Raw genomic sequence first — 16,303 nt, 5'->3', positions numbered from 1 at the left:
TAATCTTTAAATTGCACGTAATTTAAAGCTTAACAGGCCCTAGTCACTTGAGACTGAAATGCAGTCCGTCTGTGGGTGGGCTGCGCAGCGGACTATAAACGGGACAGTGAAGCGGGCGGGGATGATGTTGCTAATTTGAGCAGCTTTTGGATTCGGGCAGGTTTGGGGTGCCGGAGTCCAGAATTTATACCGTATAATCAGACGTTAACTTCATTTTCAGCAAAATTCTCACTATCTATGAACTCGTCCGAAATCCGCGATAAATTCCTCAGCTTTTTCGAATCTAAAGGCCATACGCGTGTGCGTTCTTCCAGCCTGATTCCCGGTAATGATCCTACGCTGCTGTTCACCAACTCCGGTATGGTGCAGTTTAAAGACGTGTTCCTCGGTCAGGACAAACGCGCCTATACCCGCGCCACCACAGCACAGCGCAGCGTACGCGCCGGTGGTAAGCATAACGATCTGGAAAACGTGGGCTATACCGCACGTCACCACACTTTCTTTGAAATGCTGGGTAACTTCTCTTTCGGCGATTACTTCAAAAAAGACGCGATTCACTATGCCTGGGAATTGCTGACGACAGTGTATCTGCTGCCTAAAGAAAAGCTGACCGTCACCGTGTATCAGGAAGACGACGAAGCTTACGATATCTGGAAAAATGAAATCGGTGTGCCAGTCGAGCGCATCATCCGTATCGGTGACAACAAAGGCGCACGCTACGCATCCGATAACTTCTGGCAAATGGCTGATACCGGACCTTGTGGTCCATGTACTGAAATTTTCTATGACCACGGTGCCGATATCTGGGGTGGTCCTCCGGGCTCTGCGGAAGAAGACGGCGACCGTTTCATTGAAATCTGGAACCTGGTGTTCATGCAGTTCAATAAAGATGAACACGGCGTACTGCATCCTTTGCCTAAACCATGCGTGGATACCGGCATGGGTCTGGAGCGTTTGTCTGCAGTGCTGCAGCATGTGCATTCCAACTATGAAATCGATACCTTCCAGGCGCTGATCAAAGCCGCAGCACGTGAAACCGGCTGCACCGATCTGGAAAATAATTCCCTGCGCGTGATTGCCGATCATATCCGCTGCGCCGGTTTCCTGATTGTGGATGGCGTGATACCGGGCAATGAAGGTCGTGGCTATGTGCTGCGCCGTATTACCCGCCGTGCGCTGCGCCATGGACACAAGCTGGGTCAGAGTCAGCCTTTCTTCTTTAAACTGGTGAATGATCTGGTGCAGGAAATGGGCGGTGCCTATCCTGAGCTGGCAGAAGCAGCGGAGCGTGTGGCACAGGTGATTCGTCAGGAAGAAGAACGCTTTGGTGAAACGCTGGAAAACGGCATGAAAATCCTGGAGGCGGCGCTGGCGAAAGACGGCAAAAACCTCGATGGTGAAACCGCTTTCACTTTGTATGATACCTATGGCTTCCCGCTTGATCTGACGGCCGATATCTGTCGTGAACGCAGTGTGACGCTGGACGAAGCTGGCTTCAATACCGCGATGGAATTGCAGCGTAAAAAAGCGCGTGAAGGCGGCAAGTTCAAGATGGCGGCTGCGATTGAATATAGCGGCGAGAAAACCCGCTTTGTCGGTTACGAACAACTGCAACACGAAGCTAAAATCATCGCTCTGTATGTCGATGGCAGCGCGGTCAATGAAGTGCAGGCTGGCCAACAGGCTATCGTGGTACTCGATACCACGCCTTTCTATGCTGAGTCCGGCGGCCAGTGTGGCGATTCCGGCGTGCTGGTCGGCAGCGACGGCGCGGTATTCGAAGTTGCAGATACACAGAAAATCCAGGCTGAAGTATTCGGTCATCATGGTGTCCTGAAGTCTGGCAAGCTGACTATCGTACAGACCGTGAAAGCAGAAGTCGCCGCTGAGGTGCGCGCACAAACTATGCGTAATCACTCGGCCACTCATCTGATGCACAAAGCGCTGCGTGAAGTGTTGGGCAGTCATGTGGCACAGAAGGGTTCGCTGGTGGATGCAGATAAGACCCGCTTTGACTTTAGCCACAACGCAGCGATGACGGCTGAGCAAATCCGTCAGGTTGAACAGATCGTGAACCGCGAAATCCTGGCGAACGTCGCGACCCAGGCGCAGTTGATGGGCTTTGACGATGCTGTCAAACACGGTGCAATGGCCTTGTTCGGTGAAAAATACGGTGACGAAGTGCGCGTGCTGGACATCGGCTCCTCACGTGAGCTGTGCGGTGGTACCCACGTCAGCCGCACCGGTGACATTGGTCTGTTCAAGATCGTGGCAGAGGGAGGTGTCGCTGCCGGTATCCGCCGCGTTGAAGCTGTGACAGGTGAAGTAGCGCTGGCGCTGGTGCAGAACCTGAACAACCGCGTGCTGGAAGCAGCGGCCGCATTGAAAGCCCAGCCTGAAGAGCTGACTCAGCGTATCGCACAGGTACAGGATCATGTCAAAGCACTGGAAAAAGAACTTGCTACGCTGAAGTCGAAAATGGCATCCAGTCAGGGCGATGAGCTGGTGAATCAGGCGGTTGACGTGAAGGGCATCCGCGTACTGGCGGCCACTCTGGAAGGTGCGGATGTGACTGCCTTGCGTGAAACCATGGATAAGCTCAAGGACAAGCTCAAAACAGCGGCTATTGTGCTGGCATCGGTCAGTGATGGCAAGGTCAGTCTGATTGCGGGCGTGACTGCTGATACGACCTCACGTCTGAAAGCGGGTGAGCTGGTCAATTTCGTGGCCCAGCAAGTTGGCGGTAAAGGCGGCGGTCGTCCTGACATGGCGCAGGCCGGTGGTACCGATCCGTCCGGCTTGCCGGCAGCATTGGCTGGTGTGGCTGATTGGGTTAATTCACGCGTATGATCCACATCCGTCGCGCAGAACTCTCTGATGCGGCCCAGATCCAACGGGTCTATGCAAGTTCCGGCGCCTACGCCGGGACTTTGCAACTGCCACATCCCTCACTCGATATGTGGCAGGAAAAATTACGGCATTTTCCTGCCGAAGATGTCTTGCTGGTCGCAATTTATGATGGTGTGATCGTGGGAACGGCAGGATTGCACACCGAGAAAAAACAGCGACGGGCACACGCGGCAACACTGGGTATCGGTGTTGCCGATTCTTTTACTGGCCGTGGTGTCGGTACTGCATTACTCACAGAGCTGCTTCAGTTCGCCGATAACTGGCTGCCGGTACTGCGTATAGAGTTGCACGTATTTTGTGATAATGCTGCAGCCGTACATCTGTATCAGAAATTCGGTTTTGAGATAGAAGGCACGCACCGTGCGCATGCCTTGCGTCATGGTAGTTATGCCGATGTGTATTCCATGGCCAGGTTGCATCCGCGCCAGCCCTTACTTCCCGGACTGAAACCCTGATGACATTCCGTTATTGCCCGGTCTGTGCACAGACCCTGACCGAACGTGCTGATCCCGGTGAGGGTGGCAAACTCCGGCTGGCCTGCCCCGATGGGCACTGGACGCATTGGGATAATCCTTTACCAGTTCTGGCAGCGCTGGTTGAATATGAAGGCCAGATACTATTGGCGCGCAATGCAGCCTGGCCTGAAAAAACCTTTGCACTGATTACAGGTTTCATGGAGCGTGATGAAACGCCGGAGCAGGGCGTCGCACGTGAACTGAAAGAAGAAACCAATTTGCAGGCGGATCAAATCAGTCTGATTGGTGTGTATGAATTCATGCGCAAGAATGAGTTGATTATTGCCTACCATGTGCGCGCATCCGGCGAAATCCTCTTATCAGAAGAATTGCTGGAGTATCGCCTGATTGCGCCGGAAAAACTGCGACCCTGGCGTGCGGGAACTGGTCTGGCCATGGCGGATTGGATGCGCACGCAAGGCTTGGAACCGGTTTTTACAGATTTCTAAATCTGCATCTGAAAAATCCAGATTTTCATGTTGTTTGCGGCATAATAAAAAGCAATGCTTTAGCAGTTTTTTTATTTCTTTGCTGCATTTTGGTGCGAAAGTATTGGTAGAAAATTCAGAAAATGTTGTTAGTGTGTTGCATTGCACCATACCAATGAAAATTCCGGTAGAATTGGTGCATCAATTGTTTTGCGAATGGCTGTATTCCATTTGCTGCTACAGGAAAAATCATGCAATTCAATAAAGAACTGGATGCCCGTGGATTGAACTGTCCACTGCCTATTCTGAAGACTAAAAAGGCGCTGGCCGAGATGATTACCGGCGAAGTGCTGCATGTGCTGGCGACCGATCCAGGCTCAGTGCGTGACTTCAAGGCATTTTCCAAACAGACCGGCAATGAATTGCTGGCGCATGAGGAAAAGAGCAGTGAGTTTGAGTATTTCATCAAACGCAAATAAGCTCTGCCGGCAGTTTGCGTGTGCGCCAGACCGGAGCACACTTGCAATTCACAGGCACAGATGCAGGCATTCATTGCTTGCGTCGCAGTCAAAGCAGCTAAAAAACCCGCTCACGAGCGGGTTTTTTACTTTCAGCTAGCTAGTCCTTGTAACTGCTGTGGTGGGCTGTTTGGGCTAAACACACACAGGATGTCGCAATTTTGCAGGTATTTCTGAGGATTAGACCTACTGCTCTAGCTTCAGTTTGCGCAAAAAAGGAACGATCGTGCTAAATTTGCGGAAATGTTGTTAGTTTCGATTTATAATTCTTAAGATTTACGTATACGTCAATTTGAGTGCGCAATTGGCTCAAAACGCTTAAGATGCTTTATTTGTGCATCAACGATGTTGCTACAAAGTTTAAATACGCCTCGCGTAGATTTCCTGTAAATGCATCCTGTTAGTTAAGTAGGACTTACGCAAAACCGCCCCAGCGGCGTTATGGCTCCTTGTCGTACACTGTGTACTGCCTGCGTCGCCATGCCTTGCTGGGACAATTTTGCGTAAGTCCCATTAAGTATTTTAAGTATTTAAATTTTAACTTTTCTGTATCCCTCATTAGCTCATAAAGGCAGAACTATGAAAGTCCTGGTACCAGTCAAACGAGTAGTCGATTACAACGTCAAAGTACGTGTTAAATCCGATGGCACTGGCGTTGATATTGCCAACGTCAAAATGTCGATGAACCCATTCGATGAAATCGCGGTGGAAGAAGCTACCCGTCTCAAAGAAGCTGGTGCAGTCACTGAAATCGTTGCGGTTTCCTGCGGCGTTACACAATGCCAGGAAACTTTGCGTACCGCGATGGCAATTGGCGCAGATCGCGGCATTCTGGTGGAAACCGATGCTGAGCTGCAGCCGCTGGCAGTGGCAAAACTGCTCAAGGCATTGGCAGACAAAGAACAGCCACAACTGATCATCCTGGGCAAGCAAGCGATCGATGATGACTGCAATCAGACTGGTCAGATGCTGGCCGCATTGCTGGGCTGGCCACAGGCGACTTTCGCATCGAAAGTCACAGTCGCTGACGGTAAAGCAACAGTGACCCGTGAAGTTGACGGCGGCCTGGAAACAGTCGCCCTGACGCTGCCAGCCATCGTAACGACCGATTTGCGTCTGAACGAGCCACGCTATGTGACTTTGCCTAACATCATGAAAGCAAAGAAAAAGCAACTGGACAACGTGAAACCTGCCGATCTGGGTGTGGATGTGACTTCCCGTGTCAAGACACTGAAAGTCACCGAGCCAGCAAAACGCAGCGCCGGTATTACTGTGCCTGACGTAGCGACACTGGTGTCCAAACTGAAAAACGAAGCCAAGGTACTGGGCTGATTTGCCCGGCTTGCTTGCTGATACAGACACATCTTTTACGAATCTTTGCACCAGATCTGATGCTGGTGCTTTATTAAGTGGAAAACATCATGACTACACTCGTCATCGCTGAACACGACAATGCTGGCCTGAAGGGCAGCACTTTGAATACCGTTACTGCCGCTATCCAATGCGGTGGTGATGTGCACGTACTGGTTGCTGGCTCTAATGCTGGCGCCGCGGCTGCTGCAGCTGCCCAAATCACTGGCGTGAGCAAGGTATTACACGCTGACGCGGCACATTTTGCAGATGGACTGGCAGAAAACATTGCTGAGCAAGTACTGGCAGTTGCTGCTGCTTACAGTCATATCCTGGCACCGGCAACCGCCTACGGTAAAAACATACTGCCACGCGTTGCAGCGAAGCTGGACGTAGCGCAGATTTCTGAAATTACTAAAGTTGACGCGCCAGATACGTTTGAGCGTCCTATCTATGCCGGTAATGCTATCGCTACCGTGCAATCTTCTGACGCAGTCAAAGTCATCACCGTACGTAGTACAGGTTTTGATGCCGCTGCTGCCAGCGGTGGTTCTGCTGCTGTAGAAACAATCGCTGCAGTTGCTGATTCCGGCAAGTCTGCTTTCGTTTCGCGTGAAGTGGCGAAATCGGATCGTCCAGAACTGACCGCCGCCAAAATCATCGTTTCCGGTGGTCGTGGCATGGGTTCTGCTGACGCGTTCAAAGTACTGGAGCCGCTGGCAGATAAGCTGGGTGCTGCGATGGGTGCATCCCGTGCTGCGGTTGACGCGGGCTATGTACCAAATGACTGGCAGGTTGGTCAGACCGGTAAGATCGTTGCGCCTCAGCTGTACATCGCAGTTGGTATTTCCGGTGCGATCCAGCATTTGGCCGGGATGAAAGACTCGAAAACTATCGTTGCCATCAACAAAGATCCGGAAGCGCCGATTTTCTCTGTGGCTGACTACGGTATCGTTGGCGATCTGTTTGAGATCGTTCCGCAACTGGTTGCTGAGCTGGGCTGATTGCAGTTGGCTTGAGTTGGCATGAAATACCCGTGGATAGTCAGCCAGTCTGCTATCCACTGAGGACAGAGTGAGTGGTTTGTCGCGCGATTGACAGCATAAAAATTGTTGTTGTGACACATTGCTGATTCTGTCCTTTTTTTACGACCAGCGTTTGTGCGCGTTGCTCTAAGCACGATTAGCAAGGTTTGAATAATTGTAGGTCCTCACTATTTTGGGAAAAGCTATGAGTTATGTTGCTCCTGTAAAAGACATGCTGTTTGCGATCAATGAACTCGCCGGTTTGTCAGATGTGAACGTATTGCCGGGTTGCGAAGACGCTACTGCGGAAACGGTTGAAGCTGTGTTGGAAGAAAATGCCAAATTTGCCGGTGAAGTCGTTGCACCTTTGAACTGGGAAGGCGATAAGGCGCCAAGTTACTGGCAAGACGGTCAGGTTTTCACCACCAAGGGCTTCAAAGAAGCATTCAAAATGTTCGGTGAGGCGGGTTGGCAAGGCGTGCAACATCCTCAGGAATTCGGTGGTCAGGGCTTGCCTAAGCTGGTTGCGACACCGTGTATCGAAATGTTGAATTCCGCCAGTATTTCCTTTGCTTTGTGTCCTTTGTTGACTGATGGGGCGATTGAGGCTTTGCTGACAGCCGGTAGTGATGAGCAAAAAGCGATTTATCTGGAAAATCTGATTTCCGGTAAATGGACTGGTACGATGAATCTGACCGAGCCTCAGGCTGGTTCCGATCTGGCCATGGTGCGCAGCCGTGCAGTGCCGCAAGGCGATGGTACCTATAAAATTTTCGGCACTAAAATCTTCATCACCTATGGTGAACACGATATGGCAGAAAATATCGTCCATCTGGTGCTGGCACGTACGCCGGACGCGCCTGAAGGCGTGAAAGGTATTTCCCTGTTTATCGTGCCTAAATATCTGGTCAATGCTGATGGCAGCCTGGGCGAGCGTAACGATGCGCATTGCGTATCGATAGAACATAAGCTGGGTATCAAAGCCAGCCCGACTGCAGTATTGCAGTTCGGCGATCACGGTGGTGCAATAGGCACGCTGGTCGGCGAAGAAAACCGTGGCCTGGAATACATGTTCATCATGATGAATGCAGCCCGCTTCGGTGTTGGTTTGCAGGGCATAGGTGTGGCTGAGCGTGCCTACCAAAAGGCAGTCCAATATGCGCGTGACCGCGTGCAGTCGCGTGATCTGGCGGGTTCAGCTGGTCCGGTTGCGATTATTCATCATCCTGACGTGCGTCGCATGCTGATGTCGATGCGCGCACAGACCGAAGGCGCGCGTGCATTGGCTTACGTGGCTGCGGGTTTCAGCGATATTGCCCATCACCATAACGACGCGGCAATTCGCAAAGAAAACCAGGCGGTCTATGAATACCTGGTACCTATCGTGAAAGGCTGGTCGACAGAGATGTCGCTGGACGTGACTTCGACTGGCGTGCAAGTGCATGGCGGTATGGGCTTTATTGAAGAAACCGGCGCAGCTCAGCATTACCGTGACGCCAAAATCCTCACGATTTACGAGGGTACGACCGCAATTCAGGCGAATGATCTGGTGGGTCGTAAGACTGCACGTGATGGCGGTGCCGTTGCCAAGGCACTTATTGCACGCGTACGTGAGACAGAAGAGGCGCTGGCTTTGCTGGCAACGCCGGACAGTATCGCGATTCAACATCAACTGGCGGCGGGTTCTGCCGCACTGGAAGATGTAGTCAGCTTTGTGGTGGCAAATGTGAAGCAGGATATCAAGGGTGTATTCGCTGGCAGCGTGCTGTATCTGAAGCTGGCTGGCATCGTGCTCGGTGGCTGGCAAATGGCGCGTGCCGCAGTGATTGCGCAGCAGCAATTGCAGGCAGCTCAGGGTGATGCAGACTTCCTGCAAGCCAAGATCGCCACTGCGCGCTTCTTTGCTGATCACATCCTCTCTGCCGCGCAAGGTCTGCGTTCCGCTATCGTGGATGGCAGTGCTGGTGTGCTGGCATTGCGTGAAGATCAGTTCTGATTCAGCTGGCGTTCACCGCCTGATTTCTGGGTGGTGAAGAAATGTAAAAAGCCCGGGTGCAGTGCAAACTGGCCCGGGCTTTTTTATGCAGTTCTCGCGGGTGGGGTATTAGCCGTAGGCGCCACCGGTGTAGAGCAGGTCAAAGCTGCGGGCTAACACACCTATCAGGGCTATTGCACCGACACCGGTAGCCAGCACCAGCAGCAGGGCCAGTGGCCAGCCGGAATCACTGTATTCTGGGATACTCGGGTTATATTGTGCGTCCCATTTTTCATCCGCAGTCAGCCCGAACACCAGTCCGCACAGCAATGCAATCAAAAATGACAGGATGAGTAAGCCGTAGCTGAGCAGCCCAGGCCAGCCAAAGAAAATGCTGGCGATCAGGGCGGAGAGCGGTAAGCTGCTAAAATGCAACCAGCCCAGCTTATCGCGCCAGCCGTGCAAATAGAAGCGATGTGCGCCCAGGCTGCCCAGGGTAATCGCCAGTAAGCTCGCCAGCGTCTTGTTTTTCGGGGATGTAGTCATGGCTTTAGCAGGTAGTCTCAGAGGGATTGATTGTAGACTAACACTCTGCTGGTGTCGAAAAGCATACGGCGTGACAGGATATCTTGGATAATCCTTGCTTCTTTTGATTTAAGCGGGCTATAATCTACAGCTTTTTCCGCGTTTAGTACATTTTTTTTGGAAATATTATGGTCGTTATTCGTTTAGCTCGTGGTGGTGCAAAAAAGCGCCCTTTCTACAATATCGTTGCTGCTGACTCTCGCAATCGTCGCGATGGTCGTTTTATCGAACGCATCGGTTTTTACAATCCAGTAGCAACTGGCAATGCTGAAGAAGTTCGCGTTGCTGCAGACCGTCTGGCTTACTGGCAAGGCGTAGGCGCACAACTGTCCCCATCAGTTGCACGTCTGGTTGCTCAAGTTGGCAAAAAAGCAGCTTAATAGTTTGCTTTCTATGTCCGCAGGAGTTCATGTTCCTGAAGATCTGGTCCTGGTGGGCTATGTCTCGGGAGCATTTGGCATTCAGGGTTGGGTAAGGATACGTCCTTATTCTGCCGACGCAGATGCGATGTTATCCGCTAAAGACTGGTGGATAGACCGGCCGGAATTGCAGGAAATCTCACGCCTGGAAGCAAAAATCCATGGCGAGGATGTCGTTGCAAGACTGAAGGGCGTCGCTGACCGGAGTGCAGCTGAGGCACTGAAAGGTGCAACAGTTAAAATTTCACGCAAGCATTTCCCGCCCCTGGCTGAAGGGGAGTTCTACTGGATAGATCTGGTAGGGCTGGAAGTACGTAACCTTGCCGGCGAAAGTCTGGGCGTGGTACGCGATCTGATGGATAACGGTGCGCATCCGATTTTACGGGTGGCGGCGCCGGATGTTCCTGAGGCTGAGTTGCACAAGCACGAAAAGCTGATCCCATTTGTTGAGCATTTTGTCAAGCAAGTAGATCAGGCTGCGCGCAGCATACAGGTCGACTGGGGTACGGATTATTAAGCTGATGGAATCAGAACGCACAAGTCTGCAGTTTGATGTCATCACGCTGTTTCCGGAAATGTTTGCCGCGCTGACGCAGTCTGGAGTCACGCGCAGAGCATTTGAACAAAATAAATGTGGCTTGAAGTTGTGGAATCCGCGTGATTTCACGACCGATCGTCATCGCACCGTGGATGACCGGCCGTACGGCGGCGGGCCAGGCATGGTGATGATGGCTAAACCCTTGCAGGATGCCATACAGGCAGCCAAAGACAGGCAAGTCGCGGCTGGTGCGCAAGCGCCAAAAGTTATTTATCTGTCGCCACAGGGACAGCGTTTGTCGCATCAGAAAGTGATGCAACTGGCTGATTTGAATGGTGTTGTGCTGCTGTGTGGTCGCTACGAGGCAGTTGACCAGCGTTTGCTGGATAGCTGTGTTGATGAAGAAATCAGTCTGGGTGATTTTGTGCTGTCTGGCGGAGAAATTCCGGCGATGGCCTTGATGGATGCAGTCATTCGTCAAATCCCCGGTGTGCTGCATGATGATGCATCTGCAGTCGAGGATAGTTTTGTCAACGGTTTGCTCGATTGCCCACATTACACGCGCCCTGAAGTGTTTGAGGGTGAAGCGGTACCTGCCGTGCTGTTGGGCGGGAATCATGCCGAGATCGAAAAATGGCGTCGTCAGCGTGCTCTGGAAGCGAGCGCACAAAAACGACCAGACCTGATTCAGAGCGCACGTGAGGCCGGCTTACTGAGCCGCGCTGACGAAAAGTTTTTAAGTAGTTTATAAGTTTCCTGTTTACGTTTTTTTGTTTGCAGGGAAGTAAGGCGTATGCCAGTTGGCATACATGTTAACCCCCATCCTCTACCGGGCATCAGTCAGAGTTTCTGCAGCGTCGGCAAGATGGTTATCGGAGTATAAAAATGGATCTGATCCAAAAATTAGAGCAAGAAGAAATTGCTCGCCTCGGCAAAAACATTCCTGAATTTGCACCTGGTGACACAGTTGTTGTTAGCGTCAACGTTGTTGAAGGTAACCGCAAACGTACACAGGCTTACGAAGGTGTTGTTATCTCCCGTCGTAACCGTGGTTTGAATTCCAACTTCATCGTTCGTAAAATCTCTTCCGGTGAAGGCGTTGAGCGTACATTCCAGTTGTACTCTCCACTGATCGCTTCTATCGAAGTGAAACGTCGCGGTGACGTACGTCGCGCTAAGCTGTACTACCTGCGTGAACGCTCTGGTAAATCTGCTCGTATTAAAGAGAAATTGCCAGCACGTAAAGTTGTTGCAGCAAAAGCAGAGTAATATCTGTTTCTGCCTGAATAAAAAAGGGATGCCTCAGGCGTCCCTTTTTTTATCCCTGAGTCTTTTGTCGCTCCAGTCTGCACGCAGTAAACGGTTAGCAGGCAAGGGCAGTCAGACCTTCGTATTTTGTAAAGATTTTTCCGGAAAGCCTGTAGTGAGCCGAACACTGAACAACCCGCAATTATTTCCCATCACTGCGATTGATGATCAAGGCATGCCTCCGGCTGAACGCATGACGGTCGCAGGTTTGCGTCAGCGCTTTCACCAGACCCTGGATTGGCAACCTGAAATCAATGTCGATGAACAGTCTATGCATAGCGGTGTGGCTTTTCGTCCGGCCTCGGTGCTGATACCCGTCGTGAACCGTGCTCAGCCCAGCTTGTTGCTGACGCAGCGTGCTGCCAATTTACAGCATCATGCCGGACAAATCAGTTTCCCCGGTGGTCGTTTTGAAGAGAGTGATGCCTCACTGATTGATACCGCATTGCGTGAAACCGAAGAGGAAGTCGGTTTATCGCGCCAGCAGATAGAAGTGCTTGGCGTGCTGCCCGACTATAGGACTGGCACTGGGTATCTGGTCACGCCAGTGGTCGCCATCATTGAGCCCCCGTTTGAGATACATTACGACGAAGGCGAAGTCGCTGCTGTATTTGAAGTACCTCTGGCTTTTTTGATGGATGGCAAACACCATGAGCGGCGCTTAGTGGCCATGCCAGACGGCAGGGAAAGACATTTTTATGCCATGCCCTATGAGCAGCACTTCATCTGGGGCGCCACCGCTGGCATGTTGCGCAATCTGTATCACTTTTTGCGTGCCTGATTTCTACTGTCGAACTACCAGGCTGTGCTCAGTGCCAGGTAAGCAGCGCCTGGCAGTCAGCTCAATGCAATGAAATGAAGTGATCAGTGCAGGCAAATTGAGCGCGCTGTGGTCTGCATACAGCAGACCAGATTTGGTCTTGCTCATGATTATCAAAAGTAATGAACGCAAAGCTTCATAATCCCATCAAATCGGTTTACACTTGCCGCATTTGCAAACTATGCGCAGGCATCTGGTGCAGCCAGTACGGATCAGCCCACTATGACATTTATCTCGATATTGTTAGCTTTACTCATTGAGCAGTTGAAGCCTTTGCGGGCGGATAATCCCATTTACACGCAGATTCAGAATCTGGCCAATAAAATCGAGGCTTCCTTTAATGCGGGTACCGTCAAGCACGGGCGCCTTGGCTGGTGGCTGGTGGTGGGTTTGCTGACCGTTCCTACAGCGCTGATTTACTGGCTTTGTCTGCGCCTGAGTCCATTTGCGGCGCTGGCCTGGAATGTGCTGATTGTCTACCTGACGCTGGGTTTCAGACGCTATAGCCATTACTTTACTTCTATTCAACTGGCACTCAGTTCCGGTGACGACGATGCTGCACGGCGCTATCTGGCTGAGTGGACGCATCTGGATACCAGCGACATGGATGTATCGGAAATTTCGCGTTTGACGGTAGAACGCGCGCTGATGGCGACGCACAGGAATGTATTTGGCGTGTTTTTTTGGTTCCTGATGCCGGTTGGTCCCGCCTGCGCGGTGATGTATCGGGTTGCCGAGTACCTGGCGCGCGCCTGGACCGAGCCTGAGCATATGCAGGATGAGGCCTTCGGTCAGTATGCGACCAAAGTGTTTTACTGGATAGACTGGGTGCCGGCGCGTTTGACGGCGGTTGCGTTTGCGGTGGTTGGTAATTTTGAAGACGCGGTCTATTCCTGGCGTAATTATGCTGATCGCTGGAAGGACGAAGTAGTTGGCATTATTCTGTCTGCAGGCGGTGGTGCGCTTGGCGTACGACTGGGCGAGCCGGAAGAAAAAGCCATGATATTGCAGGCCGATGCCAGCGCGGTCGATATCGACAGCCTGGATCTGGAAAGCCAGCCTGGCACGGAAGCTACACCGCGCGCGCTGCAGAGCGCAGTGGGACTGGTCTGGCGAGCTTTACTGTTGTGGATGCTGCTGCTGGCTCTGTTATCATTTGCCGTCTGGATCTGACAAAACTCAAAAACGCGATGCCTGCATCGCGTTTTTTTATGCCCGCTGATTTGTATAGCCTGCGGATGGGCATGTAGAAAACAGCGGATGCCGGGTTTTTATCATGCAGGAAATCGCCTATAGTGGAACGTGCAAGCACGAAGCAGTTGTAACTGTAATATGCACCAAAAGAGTGAGTTTTTTCTGCTATCCTGTTGATTTTGCAAGTGTTTTTGGGAGGGCTGCGTCAGAAATCAGGCTTCGAGTCCAGCCTCCACAGATTTATCTGATGCACAGGTTTCGAACCAAGTCTTCTATAAGATATAATATGGAAGTATCTTGAAAGCTTAGTGTCACATAATGATGTTTTGCTTTTTTCAATTTTGCTTCACAGCGAGCCGAGCACATGGCCGAATCCAATAAAACACCTTCTCAGCCAGTCCGCGAGTTTTTCATCCTGGGGCTGACCAGTAGTGGAAAACAGTTCCGTCCCAGCGATTGGGCCGAGCGCTTATGCGGTGCCATGTCGTGTTTCAGTCCCGACGGGGGCAGGCATGCCCATTTGCAGTATTCGCCCTATGTGCGTCCGATTTTGCTCAACGGCGTACGCTCTGTGGTTGTGAATGAAGCGATTCGCGATATCGAGCCACTGGCCTATCACTTTGTCCTGAGTTTTGCCAAGGACAATGATTTGCAGATTATTGATGCCTGTCTGCTGCCAGATGAGGCCGAGACAAAAAAATAAAGACGCAGCCTGACTGGCTGCTCTATTGCCCTATTGTCTTGTCACGCGCAGTTCACAGTAGCTGATACCCCGTTCATGGCCTGACAGCCGGCATCAGTCTTTCGCCACTGGCGTTGCCGGCAGTGCGGCCGGTGTCACCGCATTGATCACCAACTCACGTAACCACAGATTGGCCGGATCCTGATCCACATTCTGATGCCAGTACAGATACACATCCCAGGTAGGCATGGCCAGCGGCAGATGCAGCATCTGATGGCCGAACTGTTCGTTCGCAATACGCGCATAGGCTTCCGGCATGGTCAGTAGCAAGTCGGTCTGACTGACGACCCGGCAGGCAGCGTAATAATGCTGACAACGCAGCTTTACCTTGCGCTGTAATCCCAAACGGCTCAGCTCCACATCTTCCAGCCCCGGTCCATGCCTTCTCGAGCTCGCCAGTATGTGCTCCGCCTGCAAATATTGCTCCAGCGAGATTTGCCCTTGGATTACAGGATGTCCCTGTCTGACCAGTATCACAGTTTTATCCTGCAAAATGCGCTGACGCCGGATTTCACCTGACAGCGGCAGCAGCATATCGATCGCCAGATCCAGCGTACCAGCCGCCAGTTCAGCCACCAGTTCGCGTCGCTCGACCTGGATTGCCTGTAGCTGTATCTGCGGCGCCTGTTGCGTCAGTTGATGCAGCAGCGGCGGCAAGATAGTCGATTCCAGCACGTCGCGCAAAGCCAGATGACATTGCTTACTGGCGGTTGCCGGGTCAAAGCGCGCATGTTCCTGCATACTCAGCTCCAGCCCGCGCAGCGCCTGCCTGACCGGCTCGATCAGGTTACGCGCCAGCGGCGTAGACACCATGCTTTGTCCTTGCCGGATAAACAAAGGGTCCTGAAATAAATCGCGTAAACGTTTGAGTGCATGACTGATGGCGGGTTGCGTCAGGTTCAGTTGTTGCGCGGCGCGCGTCACGCTGCCTTCGGTATATACCGCGACAAACACCACAAACAAGTTCAGATCAACACGGGATAAATGCATAGTATTTATAAATAATGATTACTAGTATTCATTTGATTGATTATAGAGCTGGACTTACACTGCGCACATACTTTTTCGTTTGTTGCTGCGCATAGCAGCGTGCCTGCTTCTTCCCAGCCAGGCACTGCTGCGTGCAAGGAACTTCAGACAGCATTTCTACACTCAGCAGTGACAGGTATTTATAGGCAGTGAAAGGCAGATATGGCACAGATTTTTTTAGTGCGACACGGGCAAGCTTCATTCGGCAGTGAAAACTATGATCAGTTGTCGCCTTTGGGCGCTGAGCAGGCACGTCATCTGGGGCGCTGGTGGGCAGAGCGCGATATGCCGGTGGCGCGGGTCGTTACCGGAGCGATGCAACGCCATCATCAAACGGCGGCCGCCTGCCTGGCCAGCTGGCTGGATTTGCCGGAGGCCGCACTGGATGCGGGTAGTTGGCAGCAAGACGCGCATCTGAATGAATACAACCATCACGAGGTGCTGGCGCGCCATACGCCTGAGTTTGATGATCCGCGTGTGGTGAAACGCTTTTTGATGGATACCCCGGATGGCAAACATGCTTTCCAACAGATATTTGCGGCAGCCATTACACGCTGGATTTCAGGTGAGTACGACAGTGAATACTCGGAAACCTGGCGCGCATTCCAGCTGCGTTGTGTACAGGGTCTGCAGGCGCAACTGGCGTTGCAGGATGGCGCGAAGCAAATTGTGATTTTCACTTCAGGCGGTACCATTTCTGCGATTTGTCAACATCTGCTGGGCTTTGAAGATGCGCGTTTCGCCGGGTTTAACTGGTCGCTGGTGAATACTGGTGTGACCCGTCTGCTGGTGCCGGAAGCTGGCCCCGGTGCAGGTTCAGCTTTCCTGACCGGTCTGAACCAGTATGCCCATTTAGAAGTATTGAATCAGCCTAAGCTGATTACCTTTGTCTGAAGCTGATTTCTGAGAGAAAACAAATACTGACTTGCATCCGCATTTTCGGATTT

Annotated in this window: 17 protein-coding genes; 15 read left to right on the top strand and 2 right to left on the bottom strand. The window is 51.9% G+C overall.

The features are described 5' to 3' along the window. The first annotated feature begins 237 nt into the window (after nt 1-237). The 7 genes from alaS (at nt 238) to EYB48_RS15605 (ending at nt 8,742) form a co-directional block, all read left to right on the top strand. The gene (gene alaS / locus EYB48_RS15635) at nt 238-2,850 is read left to right on the top strand and encodes an alanine--tRNA ligase (protein ID WP_162021314.1); all 2,613 of its coding nucleotides are present in this window, start codon (nt 238-240) and stop codon (nt 2,848-2,850) included. Further along, complete coding sequence (locus tag EYB48_RS15630) at nt 2,847-3,365, top strand: GNAT family N-acetyltransferase (RefSeq protein ID WP_162021313.1); 519 nt, start codon at nt 2,847-2,849, stop codon at nt 3,363-3,365. Before alaS ends, EYB48_RS15630 begins: the two co-directional genes overlap by 4 nt. Beyond that, entirely contained in the window at nt 3,365-3,874 is a 510-nt protein-coding gene (locus EYB48_RS15625; RefSeq protein WP_408058324.1) for an NUDIX domain-containing protein, read from the top strand. The genes EYB48_RS15630 and EYB48_RS15625 overlap by 1 nt, the downstream gene beginning before the upstream one ends. Before the next feature lie 230 nt (nt 3,875-4,104). Beyond that, complete coding sequence (locus EYB48_RS15620; RefSeq protein WP_162021312.1) at nt 4,105-4,332, top strand: sulfurtransferase TusA family protein; 228 nt, start codon at nt 4,105-4,107, stop codon at nt 4,330-4,332. A gap of 618 nt (nt 4,333-4,950) precedes the next feature. Next, on the top strand, nt 4,951-5,703 hold the full coding sequence (locus tag EYB48_RS15615; protein WP_162021311.1) for an electron transfer flavoprotein subunit beta/FixA family protein: 753 nt from the start codon (nt 4,951-4,953) through the stop codon (nt 5,701-5,703). Between the two features lie 89 nt (nt 5,704-5,792). Continuing rightward, nucleotides 5,793-6,725, top strand: a complete 933-nt coding sequence (locus EYB48_RS15610; protein ID WP_162021310.1) for an electron transfer flavoprotein subunit alpha/FixB family protein — start codon at nt 5,793-5,795, stop codon at nt 6,723-6,725. Between the two features lie 226 nt (nt 6,726-6,951). Next, nucleotides 6,952-8,742: an acyl-CoA dehydrogenase gene (locus tag EYB48_RS15605; RefSeq protein ID WP_162021309.1), complete on the top strand. Its 1,791-nt coding sequence runs from the start codon at nt 6,952-6,954 to the stop codon at nt 8,740-8,742. Nucleotides 8,743-8,850: 108 nt separating this feature from the next. Here EYB48_RS15605 and EYB48_RS15600 read toward each other — a convergent pair whose 3' ends face one another. Beyond that, complete coding sequence (locus EYB48_RS15600; RefSeq protein WP_162021308.1) at nt 8,851-9,267, bottom strand: NINE protein; 417 nt, start codon at nt 9,265-9,267, stop codon at nt 8,851-8,853. A 167-nt stretch (nt 9,268-9,434) separates the two neighbouring features. Here EYB48_RS15600 and rpsP point away from each other — a divergent pair, with 167 nt between their 5' ends. From rpsP to EYB48_RS15565, 7 genes are all read left to right on the top strand, one after another. Next, nucleotides 9,435-9,686, top strand: a complete 252-nt coding sequence (gene rpsP / locus EYB48_RS15595; RefSeq protein ID WP_162021307.1) for a 30S ribosomal protein S16 — start codon at nt 9,435-9,437, stop codon at nt 9,684-9,686. A gap of 13 nt (nt 9,687-9,699) precedes the next feature. Continuing rightward, nucleotides 9,700-10,242: a ribosome maturation factor RimM gene (gene rimM, locus EYB48_RS15590; RefSeq protein WP_162021306.1), complete on the top strand. Its 543-nt coding sequence runs from the start codon at nt 9,700-9,702 to the stop codon at nt 10,240-10,242. Between the two features lie 25 nt (nt 10,243-10,267). Then, nucleotides 10,268-11,014 carry a tRNA (guanosine(37)-N1)-methyltransferase TrmD gene (trmD, locus tag EYB48_RS15585; protein WP_162021461.1) on the top strand — a complete coding sequence of 249 codons (747 nt, stop codon included), beginning with the start codon at nt 10,268-10,270 and terminating at the stop codon, nt 11,012-11,014. Nucleotides 11,015-11,148: 134 nt separating this feature from the next. Beyond that, entirely contained in the window at nt 11,149-11,532 is a 384-nt protein-coding gene (gene rplS, locus EYB48_RS15580; protein ID WP_162021305.1) for a 50S ribosomal protein L19, read from the top strand. 154 nt (nt 11,533-11,686) lie between these two features. Next, nucleotides 11,687-12,352: a CoA pyrophosphatase gene (locus EYB48_RS15575; protein ID WP_328823451.1), complete on the top strand. Its 666-nt coding sequence runs from the start codon at nt 11,687-11,689 to the stop codon at nt 12,350-12,352. A gap of 261 nt (nt 12,353-12,613) precedes the next feature. Next, nucleotides 12,614-13,564 carry a CobD/CbiB family protein gene (locus tag EYB48_RS15570; protein ID WP_162021304.1) on the top strand — a complete coding sequence of 317 codons (951 nt, stop codon included), beginning with the start codon at nt 12,614-12,616 and terminating at the stop codon, nt 13,562-13,564. Between the two features lie 385 nt (nt 13,565-13,949). Continuing rightward, nucleotides 13,950-14,288, top strand: coding sequence for a DUF3579 domain-containing protein (locus EYB48_RS15565; RefSeq protein WP_162021303.1), 339 nt, complete (start codon nt 13,950-13,952; stop codon nt 14,286-14,288). A gap of 93 nt (nt 14,289-14,381) precedes the next feature. On the opposite strand, the gene EYB48_RS15560 is transcribed toward EYB48_RS15565, so the two are convergent. Beyond that, nucleotides 14,382-15,317: a LysR family transcriptional regulator gene (locus EYB48_RS15560; RefSeq protein ID WP_162021302.1), complete on the bottom strand. Its 936-nt coding sequence runs from the start codon at nt 15,315-15,317 to the stop codon at nt 14,382-14,384. Nucleotides 15,318-15,518: 201 nt separating this feature from the next. Between EYB48_RS15560 and EYB48_RS15555 the strand changes: the two genes are divergently transcribed. Further along, complete coding sequence (locus EYB48_RS15555; protein ID WP_162021301.1) at nt 15,519-16,250, top strand: histidine phosphatase family protein; 732 nt, start codon at nt 15,519-15,521, stop codon at nt 16,248-16,250. Nucleotides 16,251-16,303 lie beyond the last annotated feature (53 nt).

The sequence above is a fragment of the Cognatundibacterium crateris genome (assembly GCF_010078235.1).
GTDB classification, from domain to species: domain Bacteria; phylum Pseudomonadota; class Gammaproteobacteria; order Burkholderiales; family Burkholderiaceae_D; genus Undibacterium; species Undibacterium crateris.
This window is presented reverse-complemented; position numbering and strand designations above follow the sequence as displayed.

What these genes read in the sequence shown, in the direction of transcription:
- alaS (WP_162021314.1), top strand. Translation starts at nt 238, where the DNA reads ATGAACTCGTCCGAAATCCGCGATAAATTCCTCAGCTTTTTCGAATCT.
- EYB48_RS15630 (WP_162021313.1), top strand. Translation starts at nt 2,847, where the DNA reads ATGATCCACATCCGTCGCGCAGAACTCTCTGATGCGGCCCAGATCCAA.
- EYB48_RS15625 (WP_408058324.1), top strand. Translation starts at nt 3,365, where the DNA reads ATGACATTCCGTTATTGCCCGGTCTGTGCACAGACCCTGACCGAACGT.
- EYB48_RS15620 (WP_162021312.1), top strand. Translation starts at nt 4,105, where the DNA reads ATGCAATTCAATAAAGAACTGGATGCCCGTGGATTGAACTGTCCACTG.
- EYB48_RS15615 (WP_162021311.1), top strand. Translation starts at nt 4,951, where the DNA reads ATGAAAGTCCTGGTACCAGTCAAACGAGTAGTCGATTACAACGTCAAA.
- EYB48_RS15610 (WP_162021310.1), top strand. Translation starts at nt 5,793, where the DNA reads ATGACTACACTCGTCATCGCTGAACACGACAATGCTGGCCTGAAGGGC.
- EYB48_RS15605 (WP_162021309.1), top strand. Translation starts at nt 6,952, where the DNA reads ATGAGTTATGTTGCTCCTGTAAAAGACATGCTGTTTGCGATCAATGAA.
- EYB48_RS15600 (WP_162021308.1), bottom strand. Translation starts at nt 9,267, where the DNA reads ATGACTACATCCCCGAAAAACAAGACGCTGGCGAGCTTACTGGCGATT.
- rpsP (WP_162021307.1), top strand. Translation starts at nt 9,435, where the DNA reads ATGGTCGTTATTCGTTTAGCTCGTGGTGGTGCAAAAAAGCGCCCTTTC.
- rimM (WP_162021306.1), top strand. Translation starts at nt 9,700, where the DNA reads ATGTCCGCAGGAGTTCATGTTCCTGAAGATCTGGTCCTGGTGGGCTAT.
- rplS (WP_162021305.1), top strand. Translation starts at nt 11,149, where the DNA reads ATGGATCTGATCCAAAAATTAGAGCAAGAAGAAATTGCTCGCCTCGGC.
- EYB48_RS15570 (WP_162021304.1), top strand. Translation starts at nt 12,614, where the DNA reads ATGACATTTATCTCGATATTGTTAGCTTTACTCATTGAGCAGTTGAAG.
- EYB48_RS15565 (WP_162021303.1), top strand. Translation starts at nt 13,950, where the DNA reads ATGGCCGAATCCAATAAAACACCTTCTCAGCCAGTCCGCGAGTTTTTC.
- EYB48_RS15560 (WP_162021302.1), bottom strand. Translation starts at nt 15,317, where the DNA reads ATGCATTTATCCCGTGTTGATCTGAACTTGTTTGTGGTGTTTGTCGCG.
- EYB48_RS15555 (WP_162021301.1), top strand. Translation starts at nt 15,519, where the DNA reads ATGGCACAGATTTTTTTAGTGCGACACGGGCAAGCTTCATTCGGCAGT.